This is a genomic window from Macrococcus armenti (genome assembly GCF_020097135.1).
Taxonomy (GTDB): domain Bacteria; phylum Bacillota; class Bacilli; order Staphylococcales; family Staphylococcaceae; genus Macrococcoides; species Macrococcoides armenti.
Map to the genome: position 1 here is coordinate 1,034,812 of NZ_CP083608.1, position 10,377 is coordinate 1,045,188.

16 protein-coding genes are annotated in these 10,377 nt (G+C 33.0%); 12 read left to right on the forward strand and 4 right to left on the reverse strand.

The features are described from left to right. The first annotated feature begins 81 nt into the window (after positions 1-81). The 4 genes from LAU42_RS05325 to LAU42_RS05340 all read left to right on the forward strand — a co-directional run bounded on the left by LAU42_RS05325 (position 82) and on the right by LAU42_RS05340 (position 2,253). Positions 82-1,050, forward strand: coding sequence for a metal ABC transporter solute-binding protein, Zn/Mn family (locus LAU42_RS05325; protein WP_224184642.1), 969 nt, complete (start codon positions 82-84; stop codon positions 1,048-1,050). A gap of 14 nt (positions 1,051-1,064) precedes the next feature. Continuing rightward, on the forward strand, positions 1,065-1,334 hold the full coding sequence (gene rpsN, locus LAU42_RS05330; protein WP_224184643.1) for a 30S ribosomal protein S14: 270 nt from the start codon (positions 1,065-1,067) through the stop codon (positions 1,332-1,334). Between the two features lie 115 nt (positions 1,335-1,449). Further along, positions 1,450-1,863 carry a hypothetical protein gene (locus LAU42_RS05335; RefSeq protein ID WP_224184644.1) on the forward strand — a complete coding sequence of 138 codons (414 nt, stop codon included), beginning with the start codon at positions 1,450-1,452 and terminating at the stop codon, positions 1,861-1,863. 9 nt (positions 1,864-1,872) lie between these two features. Beyond that, positions 1,873-2,253 carry a VOC family protein gene (locus LAU42_RS05340; protein ID WP_224184645.1) on the forward strand — a complete coding sequence of 127 codons (381 nt, stop codon included), beginning with the start codon at positions 1,873-1,875 and terminating at the stop codon, positions 2,251-2,253. A gap of 303 nt (positions 2,254-2,556) precedes the next feature. Here LAU42_RS05340 and LAU42_RS05345 read toward each other — a convergent pair whose 3' ends face one another. Together LAU42_RS05345 and lexA are read right to left on the reverse strand one after the other, a co-directional pair. Further along, positions 2,557-3,297: a metal-binding protein ZinT gene (locus tag LAU42_RS05345; RefSeq protein WP_224184646.1), complete on the reverse strand. Its 741-nt coding sequence runs from the start codon at positions 3,295-3,297 to the stop codon at positions 2,557-2,559. 449 nt (positions 3,298-3,746) lie between these two features. Continuing rightward, on the reverse strand, positions 3,747-4,367 hold the full coding sequence (gene lexA / locus LAU42_RS05350; RefSeq protein WP_224184647.1) for a transcriptional repressor LexA: 621 nt from the start codon (positions 4,365-4,367) through the stop codon (positions 3,747-3,749). A 147-nt stretch (positions 4,368-4,514) separates the two neighbouring features. Between lexA and LAU42_RS05355 the strand changes: the two genes are divergently transcribed. The 4 genes from LAU42_RS05355 to LAU42_RS05370 all read left to right on the forward strand — a co-directional run bounded on the left by LAU42_RS05355 (position 4,515) and on the right by LAU42_RS05370 (position 7,414). After that, entirely contained in the window at positions 4,515-4,736 is a 222-nt protein-coding gene (locus LAU42_RS05355; RefSeq protein ID WP_224184648.1) for a hypothetical protein, read from the forward strand. Between the two features lie 84 nt (positions 4,737-4,820). Then, positions 4,821-5,054, forward strand: a complete 234-nt coding sequence (locus LAU42_RS05360) for a DUF896 domain-containing protein (protein WP_224184745.1) — start codon at positions 4,821-4,823, stop codon at positions 5,052-5,054. 21 nt (positions 5,055-5,075) lie between these two features. Then, positions 5,076-7,055, forward strand: a complete 1,980-nt coding sequence (gene tkt / locus LAU42_RS05365) for a transketolase (RefSeq protein WP_224184649.1) — start codon at positions 5,076-5,078, stop codon at positions 7,053-7,055. A 128-nt stretch (positions 7,056-7,183) separates the two neighbouring features. Continuing rightward, positions 7,184-7,414, forward strand: a complete 231-nt coding sequence (locus LAU42_RS05370; protein ID WP_224184650.1) for a YneF family protein — start codon at positions 7,184-7,186, stop codon at positions 7,412-7,414. 69 nt (positions 7,415-7,483) lie between these two features. On the opposite strand, the gene LAU42_RS05375 is transcribed toward LAU42_RS05370, so the two are convergent. Further along, positions 7,484-7,981 carry a hypothetical protein gene (locus tag LAU42_RS05375; RefSeq protein ID WP_224184651.1) on the reverse strand — a complete coding sequence of 166 codons (498 nt, stop codon included), beginning with the start codon at positions 7,979-7,981 and terminating at the stop codon, positions 7,484-7,486. A 147-nt stretch (positions 7,982-8,128) separates the two neighbouring features. Between LAU42_RS05375 and LAU42_RS05380 the strand changes: the two genes are divergently transcribed. Together LAU42_RS05380 and LAU42_RS05385 are read left to right on the forward strand one after the other, a co-directional pair. Further along, positions 8,129-8,806, forward strand: coding sequence for a cytochrome c biogenesis CcdA family protein (locus LAU42_RS05380; RefSeq protein ID WP_277602383.1), 678 nt, complete (start codon positions 8,129-8,131; stop codon positions 8,804-8,806). A gap of 13 nt (positions 8,807-8,819) precedes the next feature. After that, on the forward strand, positions 8,820-9,290 hold the full coding sequence (locus LAU42_RS05385; protein WP_224184653.1) for a CcdC family protein: 471 nt from the start codon (positions 8,820-8,822) through the stop codon (positions 9,288-9,290). Between the two features lie 5 nt (positions 9,291-9,295). Here LAU42_RS05385 and LAU42_RS05390 read toward each other — a convergent pair whose 3' ends face one another. After that, entirely contained in the window at positions 9,296-9,793 is a 498-nt protein-coding gene (locus LAU42_RS05390) for a DUF2621 domain-containing protein (RefSeq protein WP_224184654.1), read from the reverse strand. 93 nt (positions 9,794-9,886) lie between these two features. Between LAU42_RS05390 and LAU42_RS05395 the strand changes: the two genes are divergently transcribed. Together LAU42_RS05395 and LAU42_RS05400 are read left to right on the forward strand one after the other, a co-directional pair. After that, positions 9,887-10,087, forward strand: a complete 201-nt coding sequence (locus LAU42_RS05395) for a DUF1659 domain-containing protein (protein ID WP_224184655.1) — start codon at positions 9,887-9,889, stop codon at positions 10,085-10,087. A 15-nt stretch (positions 10,088-10,102) separates the two neighbouring features. After that, positions 10,103-10,321 carry a DUF2922 domain-containing protein gene (locus LAU42_RS05400; RefSeq protein ID WP_224184656.1) on the forward strand — a complete coding sequence of 73 codons (219 nt, stop codon included), beginning with the start codon at positions 10,103-10,105 and terminating at the stop codon, positions 10,319-10,321. Positions 10,322-10,377: the final 56 nt, after the last annotated feature.

Below are 10,377 nucleotides of genomic sequence, written 5' to 3' on the forward strand. Positions count from 1 at the left end.
TGTATTTATTAACTGTTGCAATTTATTTGGATTGAGTATAGAATATTAAAACGTAACGATTACGAAATAGGAGATGAAGCAATGAAGAAGTATTTTTCATTATTATTAGTAGCGATGTTAGTTTTATTAGCTGCTTGTGGAAGTAAAGAAGAAAAAAGTGATGGCAAGTTAAAGGTATATACGACAGTATTTCCTTATAAAAGTATTATTGAGCAAATTGGTGGTGACCATGTAGATGTTACATCTATTTACCCACAAGGCATTGATATCCATTCATTCGAACCAACACAAAAGGATACAATGCGAATTGCAAAATCTGACTTATTTATTTATTCAGGTGAGGCTTTAGATGCTGTGGGTGGAAAGATAGATAAAGTTGTTAAGGATAAAACAAAAGTAGTCGCACTTGATAAAGCGATTAAAGAATCAGATATGATTGCTGGTGAAGCACATGATCATGATCACGAAGGACATGGCCACGATCATGAAGCACATGAAGATGAACACGATCACGAAGGTCATGATCACGGGGCACATGACCCACATATTTGGTTAGATCCTGTATTAAACAAAGCATTTGCGAAACAAATAAAAGATGAATTAATCGCAAAAGATAAAGCAAATGAAAAAGTATACGAAGAAAACTATAAAAAGCTAATTAAAGATTTAGACGAAATCGATATGGAAATGAAGAAAGTAACAAAAAATAAAAAACATGATACAGTATTCATTTCTCACGATTCATTAGGATATTTAGCACACCGTTACGGATTTAAGCAAGAAGGTGTTTCTGGTATGAATAACGAAGAACCATCTCAAAGTGATATTATTAATATGATTAATAATATTGATAAAACAAAAGCTTCTGTTATTTTATATGAACAGAACATTCCGACAAAAACAGCAGACATCATCAAAGATAAAACAAAAATTGAAACAGCAAAGTTTCATAATTTAGCTGTTTTAACGAAAGACGATAAAAAAGATGTAACATATCAGGACTTAATGAAAGAAAATATTAAATCAATTGATAAAGCATTAAACAATTAATAAGGAGAGATTATTTGGCTAAAAAATCAAAAATTGCAAAAGAACTTAAAAGACAGGAACTTGTAGAAAAATATAAAGAACAACGTGCTGCACTAAAAGCTGCAGGGGATTACACAGCATTAAGTAAGCTCCCACGAGATTCTTCTCCGTCAAGATTGACTAGCCGTTGCCAAATGACAGGAAGACCGCGTGGTGTATATCGTAAGTTTGGACTATCACGTATCGCTTTAAGAGAGCTTGCACATAAAGGGCAATTACCTGGTGTAAAAAAAGCAAGTTGGTAAAACGATTGAACATCAATACCCCGAACAATAACGAAGTTATTGTTCGGGGTATTGTTTTGCATCCGCGCGTCATATGGTATAATATTATGAACATAAGTGACAAGGGAGTATTGAAATGAAAGATAAAATTACAGCTTCATTGCTGATTACAACTGAAGATAAAATATTAATTCAGGATACTGGCAATAAAGAAATGAAACTGCCAGGTATCGTTAAAAAAGGTCAGCATACGATAAAGCAAACAGCAGAACAGTTTGCACGTAAGTTGAATAAAAACATAAAAGTAGGCGGTATTTTATTTGTTGTAGAGGAAAAAAAGACTTTTAAAGGTTTTATCTTTGAATCACGAGTTCATGATACAGCATTTGTATTTAATACGAGAAATAATGAAACATTTAAAGTGAGCCATCCTTATGCATGGCTTGATTTTGAACATTTGGATCAACTCGATATTGCTGACGAATTAAAACAGTTGATCATTTCAAATCAAGTGATTAAATCAAGTGTTCCATTAATAAATATACATTAGGAGAGCGTTATGAGTAATTACTGGCTGAATTTACCTGTGCGTAATGTAGCACAAGCACTTAATTTTTACCGAGCAATCGGTTTTGAAATTATTGAAGAACGAAGTAACAATGAAACGATTGGAGCATTTAAAATCGGTGATCAGACAATTTGTGTCTTTCGAAATGATATACTTGAAGGTTTTATAGGCACTGAAGTAAAAAGTATTTCTGATAAGCCGGAAATGATCGTTTCATTTAATTTTTCTAATAATGAGTCAGTAGATGTATTAAATCATTCTGTGAAAACTGCAGGGGGAAGTGTACTTGCTGAACCATCGATGAAAAATGGTTATTATGGCATGATGTTCACTGACTTAGATGGACATTATTTTAATGTGATTGTGATGTGAAGATAGAAATGTATAAAAGAATCTTATTTGTAATTTTTGTCTTATGTCTTATTTTGCTTTATTTTATACCATCTATTAATGGGAGAGGGCAGATTAATCTTTATGTAAAACTACTGCTATATGCGTTAACATTGCTTGGTTTATATATGAGCATGCTAATAGGTCATGTGAAATCACGTAAAGTCTATACGAGTTTATTTGTAGTCTTGACTGCAGTAATACTATTAATGCATACATTTAATGTTTGGTTATAATTATATACGAACAACCCCGAATTCATATGAATTCGGGGTTGTTTTATTATTAATGCGCTAACATTTCTTCCTTAACTTCATTTGCACTTAAATCATCTGGATAATATGTTGGCCAGTTTTCAAGTTCTTTGAGTAGTTCTGCTCTGTCATCACCCATGTAAATGTGGAAGTGAAGTGCTCTTTCTGGTGCAATAATATGATCGCTGAACTGAATAAATTTAGGTGCTTTATCATCGCCTGATACACGCTTAAATATATAACGTACGCCACGATTTCCTTTTTCATATGTCAGAATCTCTTTACCATCGTATTCGTATTCACCTTTATGCTTTTCACCATTTTGTGTAAATGTTATTTCTTTTTCACCAATTTTAATATGTGATACATCTGTTTTATAACCAGTTGTATAATAAGATTTTACATCTTCAGCAGACTTTTTCTGATCTTCTGCTTTATGCTCAAAAACTTCATCAAGTGTACCATCTTTTAAAAATGGATAAACAGATTGCCAGCTACCTTCCCAATCTGTTAATTTTCTATCTTTAACTGCTGAATCATCGAAGTATCCTTCATAAACTTTTTTATCAGCATCACTCATGTGATGGCCATGGTCATGTTCATGCTTATGATCGTGTTTGTGGTCATGTTCATGTACGCTGTTTTCATCTTTTTTATGTTCGTGTTGCTCTGTTTGAGTTTTCTTTGCTTCATTTTTATCTTTGTCCTGGTTACAGCCTGAAAGTAGAACTGATAAAGTAATTGCTGAACCGATTATAAAAGGCTTTTTCATATTTTTAATCTCCAATCGTAATTATTACGATTTAAATAATACTTTAATTTATTTTATTCGTCAATGAAATATTTATGGTAATATGAATAAATGAGGTGGAGTAAACATGAAATTAACATTAGTTTTTAGTTATGTATTGATTTTATTCATTTTGAGATATGGTGTTGAACTTATAAATGACCAAGTAACGTTATTTTTACTTATAGCAGGGTTGGCAATTTTCGGATTTTCGAATAGAAAGAAATGAGAAATACAAGGTTTCAATGATTACTGTTATACATTATCGGGTATTGAGAGGTATAGAACAGTAAGGGGATAGTAAGATGAAAGAAACTAAGAAAAAAGATCATAAAGATATATTAGAGCAAGTAAAAATTATATTAGGTAAATGAAAAAGTCACCAGAATGTCTGGTGACTTTTTTGATTATTCATATTGACTCGTTACAATCTAAAACTCTCTAAAGAGGCCGACAACTTTTCCTAAAACAGTAACAGCATCTAAGTAAATTGGATCCATAGATGGGTTTTCAGGTTGTAGTCTGTATCTGTTATTTTCTTTAAAGAATCGCTTCACTGTAGCTTCATCATCTTCAGTCATGGCAACGATAATATCACCATTTTCGGCAATTGATTGACGTCTGACGATGACTTTATCACCATCTAATATACCAGCTTCTATCATACTTTCACCAACGACTTCTAAAATAAAAATATCGCTATTATGACTTGAAGTAAAATGGGCAGGGAGCGGGAAATATTCTTCTACATTTTCAATAGCGGTGATTGGAATACCAGCTGTTACTTTACCGATAACTGGTACGTGTATCGTCGCTTCAGAAAAATTTTCAGTAGCATCTGTTGAAACAATCTCAATTGCACGAGGCTTCGTAGGGTCACGTTTAATATATCCTTTTTCTTCAAGTCTGGATAAATGACCATGAACAGTTGAGCTCGACGCTAAACCAACTGCTTCACCAATTTCTCTAACGCTAGGGGGATAGCCTTTAGTTGATACAATATGTTTTAAATATTCATATATTTCTTCTTGTCTTTTTGTAAGTTCTCTCATTATATTAAACACTCCTTATATGTGGTGTTAATTGTATTATAGCATATACGTTCGTATGTAACAAACATTTGTTCGTGTTTTTGTTGACATAGAACAAGTGTTCTGTTAAAGTGTAAATACAAACAAATGTTCTAGGAGGAATTTAATATGACAATTAGAATTTCTAAGGAATTTATGCTATGTTTCGTATTATTTTTGATGATCTCAGTCTTTACTATATTATATATCGAACAATCAAAAGCAATTTATTATAACGATGCACCGGGATTTACAGAACAAATAGGGGAACAGGATCAAACGAAGCTACCCCATTCGGACGTGTATCACGATCCAGTATCAAATGGTGAAGTATTAGGTGTTGTAAATTAACTCTATTTTATATTGGATTACGAGTGAAGCCAGTTGGTTTCACTCGTTTTTTTTGGTATCTTTATAATGAAAGGAATGAATTCAATGTTAGATGAAAAAAAAATAAAACGTATCAATGAATTAGCAAATAAAAAGAAAACAGTAGGATTAACAGAAGAAGAAGGTAAAGAACAAACAAAGTTAAGAAAAGAATATTTACAGTCATTCCGTCATTCCTTCAAGAAGACAATTGAAAATACTACAGTAATTGACCCGGAAGGTAATGATGTAACACCTGAAAAATTAAAAAATATTCAGAAACAAAATAAATTAAAATAATCAATAGATAGGAGAATTTTTATGTTTAACGAAAAAGATCAATTAGCAGTAGATACTATTCGTGCTTTAAGTATTGACCAAATTGAAGCGGCGAATTCTGGGCATCCAGGTTTACCGATGGGTGCAGCACCAATGGCTTATACATTATGGACGCGCCATTTAAACTTTAATCCCGCTTCACACGATTTCTTTGACAGGGATAGATTTGTACTGTCTGCTGGACATGGATCTGCATTATTATATGCACTTTTACATGTATCAGGTGGACTGGAAATCGAAGAGTTAAAACAGTTCAGACAGTGGGATTCAAAAACGCCTGGACATCCTGAATATCGCCATACGAAAGGTGTAGAAATTACAACAGGTCCTCTTGGGCAAGGTTTTGCGATGAGTGTTGGTATGGCGATGGCTGAAAAACATCTTGCTGCAACGTACAATGATACACTCGTTGATCACTATACGTATGCACTCGTTTCAGATGGTGATCTGATGGAAGGTATCTCTCATGAAGCAGCGAGTTTAGCGGGGCACCTTAAATTAAATAAACTTATCGCACTATATGATTCAAACGATATTTCACTGGATGGTGAATTAAATAAATCGTTTTCGGAAGATATTAAAGGAAGATTTGAAAGTTACGGCTGGCAGCACATTCTCGTTAAAGACGGAAATGACCTGGAAGCAATTGATAAAGCAATTGTAAAAGCAAAAGAGAGTGACTTACCAACAATTATCGAAGTGAAAACGATTATCGGATATGGTTCACCAAACAAGCAAGGTACAAATGGAGTACATGGATCACCTTTAGGCGCTGATGAGCGTAAATTAGTGTTTGAAGCATATGCTTTAGATGCTGATAAAAAATTCCACGTCGATCCATCTGTGTATGAAATATTCCAGGAAACGATGTTAAAACGTGCAAATGAAAAAGAAAATAACTGGAACGAAGCGTTCAAACAGTTTGAAACAGACAATAAATCATTAGCGACGCAATTTAAAAATGATATTGCTGGTGAGTTACATACAAACTATGCTGAGCAGTTCCCTACTTATGAAGTTAATTCAAGCGCGGCTACACGTGCTACGAGTGGAGATATGATTCAGGCGATTGCAAAAACAGTACCGTCATTCTTCGGGGGATCTGCAGACCTTGCTTCTTCAAATAAATCAAACGTAAAAGGAACTGGTGACTTCTCAGCCGAGACACCAGAAGGTAAGAATATTTGGTTTGGTGTGAGAGAGTTTGCAATGGGAGCAGCATTAAATGGTATGGCAGCCCATGGTGGACTTAAAGTTTATGGTGCAACATTCTTTGTTTTCAGTGACTATTTAAAACCTGCAGTTCGTTTATCTGCACTTATGGGATTACCAGTAACTTATGTATTTACGCATGATTCAATCGCAGTTGGTGAAGATGGACCTACGCATGAGCCAATCGAACAACTTGCGGGATTAAGAGCGATACCGAATTTAAATGTTATTCGACCTGCTGATGGTAATGAAACACGTGTTGCATGGAAGATAGCATTAGAATCTAAAGAAACGCCAACTGCTTTAGTATTAACAAGACAAAATCTAGATGTTATTGATATTAATCAGGATAAATTAGAAGAAGGTGTCAGACGTGGTGGATATATCGCATATCAATCTGAAAAACCTGAAATTTTAATTATAGCAACAGGTTCTGAAGTTAACTTAGCTATTGAAGCAGCTAAAACTTTAGAACAGCAAGGAAAAGGAGTTCAAGTCGTATCAATGCCAAATACGAAGCAATTTGATGCACAGGATGAATCATATAAAACAACAGTACTGCCTCCTTCAATTACAAAAAGAATCGCGATAGAGATGGCAGCAACTGACAGTTGGTATAAATATGTTGGATTAGGTGGCAAAGTTATTGGTATTGATACATTTGGTGCGAGTGCGCCTGGAGAGCTTGTAATGGAGAAATATGGATTTACTTCTGAAAACGTTGTAAATGAAATCTTAAATATGAAATAATAATTAAATATCAATATTTACGGAGTGAGTATAATATCGACTTGCTCCGTATTATATTATTAAAAACTTATTGAAATATATGATGCTTTTTAGTAAAATTTTATAGGAATGAGAAAGTGGGTGAACAAATGACTACTGGAATTTGGATATTTATTGTAATACTTGCACTTATAGCAGGTGCAGCGGGTGGTTTCTTCTTAGCGAGAAAATATATGATGGATTACTTAAAGAAAAATCCACCTATTAATGAAGAGATGTTACGTATGATGATGATGCAAATGGGTCAAAAGCCATCTCAAAAGAAAATTAATCAAATGATGCAGATGATGAACCGTAATATGAATCAAAACCTTAAATAGAAATTACTGATGACTTTGTTCATATAGAATGAATACCGTGATGTTGAAGATATCAACATCACGGTATTTTTATTGTACTTGATCTGTTGTTGGAGCAGGTGCTTCTATAGTTGTTTCTGTAACACTCTCGTCTTGCACTTCCTGATTTATTGAAGGTTGTTCGATAGTGTTTTCACCTTCAGTAGGTAAAGGACTTTGTTGTATATTTGGGTCCTGAGCGTTTTGATCAGGCGCCTGTTCAATTATTTCCGGTTGTTGATTTTCTACTTGAGGTAAAGATTCAACTGGTACTTCGGTTGATGGAATTTCTGTCGTAGGTGCTTCAGTAGTTGGTGTTTCTGTTGAAGGTGTGTCAATTAACGATTTACCTCTTTCTTTAGCCGCCTTTATTTTCTTTTCGGCTTTATCGGATAGTTTCTTATCTGGCTTTACTTCATGCTTTTTAATGACATTACTCTGTTGTTCCTTCGATGTTGTTGCTTTAATTTCTGGTTCACTTTCTTTATTACATGCTGTTAATGTTAAAATACATAAAAATACAGTCGTAATCATCATTTTTTTATTCATTTTGTTGCCTCCTCACTATTACTACAAATATATCATAATATAGGATTTGTTGAATATAATAATATTAATAAGAATGTCACATATCTTTCAAAATCATTAAACAATTCAATCGTCACCTTTGATAGAATAGAAAGGAATGGAGGTTATATTGTGGGAGATATTACAATTGCAGTAGCATTTGGTGCGGGGTTACTTAGTTTTGTTTCTCCTTGTGTATTGCCGATTTATCCAGCGTTTTTATCGTATATTACTGGTGTTGGGTATAATGATTTACAAGATTCAAAACTAAACAAAAATGCTATGATACATACAGTTTTCTTTTTATTAGGTTTTTCAGTGGTTTATATTTCATTAGGTGTCGGTATAGGATTTATCTCAGATATTTTAATTTCATATGATAATACGATTCGAATGATTGGTGGTTTGTTATGTATTATATTTGGATTGATTACATTAGGTATATTCAACCCAAAGCTTCTAATGTCCAATCATAAGTTTGAATTTAAAAATAAGCCGGCCGGATTTTTTGGAACATTTTTAGTTGGGATTGCGTTTGCGGCTGGTTGGACACCATGTATGGGTCCGATTATTGGTGTTATATTTTCAATGGCTGCAGTAAATCATTCATTAGCATTAATCTATATGATTATGTATGTACTTGGTTTCTGTATTCCGTTTTTCTTACTGACATTCTTTATTACTAAAATTAATTTCCTTAAAAAGTATAGTCAGTTGTTAACTAAAGTTGGCGGGGTTATAATGATAATCATGGGATTATTATTATTCTTTAATAAATTATCTGTAATTAACCAGTACTTTAGTTAAAGGTGGAAATGGTATGTATTTTGTTTTATCTATGCTTGTCGCCCTTTTTATGGGTATTACTGTTATTATCGTAAGGATGAAAGCACAAAATTATCCAACAAATGCTAAAAAAATTATTTTGCCGCCATTTTTTATGGCAACAGGCGCTTTGATGTACATATTTCCTTATTTTAGATTAACACCTATGGAAATATTAGAAGCGGTTGTTGTAGGAATGTTTTTTTCATTATTTTTAATCTTCACTTCTAATTTTGAAGTGAAAAATAATCAAATATATATGAAACGTTCTAAACTATTTCCTTTAATTCTGATTTCATTATTAGTGATCAGAACAGTAATGAAATTCTTTTTAAGTAGTACGATTCATGCAGGTGAATTAGGGGGCATGTTCTTCCTGCTTGCTTTCAGTATGATTGTACCATGGAGAATTGCAATGTATATGAAATTCAAAAAAATTGAACATTCATTAAAAAAACAGTCGTAATAAAATTACGACTGTTTTTCTTTATTAACGATTTCAGAATGTTCGAATATTGAGAATTTCCTTTTTTCATCATCTGCATATTTAAAGTAATCTTCGTATGGTGCATAGTCAATATTCATCTGGTTCAATTTTTTCTTCATGAAAGGATGGTCACGTTTAGGCGTAGCGATAATATAACCCCTTAATATGTGATCTAGTGTTATTGTTTTTGCATTTTCATCAAGGGCAATTTTTGAAATTCTCCCTGCGATACGTTCTTTCGCAACTTGTCTGAAGAGTTCAGGAACCGGACTTACGAGTTCATTTAGTAAATGCTTTGCCTCATCGTTCCATAATGGGAGCGCTTTTTTAATATAATACTCCTGCCAATCCAACTCACTTTTTCCATCTTGTTTAGGCATTCTTTTCAGAAATTTACGGAACATAAAAAATCCACCAATAGTTAATAGGCCCATAAATAATACCGACCATAAAAAAATTAACGTAATAAACCAGTCGTTCACGTCATCACCTCATTACATATTATATAGAACTAAAAATGATGTGTCCATGTTATTCAGTTCATTCGATATATATTGTGCAAAGGAGGTGAGAACATGATAAAAGATATTATTTTAGAACTTACTTTTGTTCAATCTGTAACAGATGAAGGTAAATCTATTTTAAAGTCACGAAGATTTAATCAAGTGAAATTGCAAATTTCTGATGCTGAATCAAAAGCATTCGCACAATTGATTTCAAATTTAACAGGTGAAATGTATATTGCGATTAATAAAATTGAAAAGAAAGAAATTTAATAAGGGGGAATCATAATGAAAACTTTACAAATGAATTTTGGTACAGAATTCGGTAAAACATATGCACTTACAATTACAAATCCAAAAGAAAATATCACAAAAGAAGAAGTTATGCAGGCAATGGAAATGTTCATTAGTGCAGACTACTTAGCAACGAACTCAGGTGCATTAACGTCAATTAAATCGGCAAAGCTTATTGATCGCACAGAACAACTTTTGTTCGAAAATAAATAATTTATAAACTTATCATTATCAGCACATCTCAGCAATGGGATGTGTTTTTTTGTATA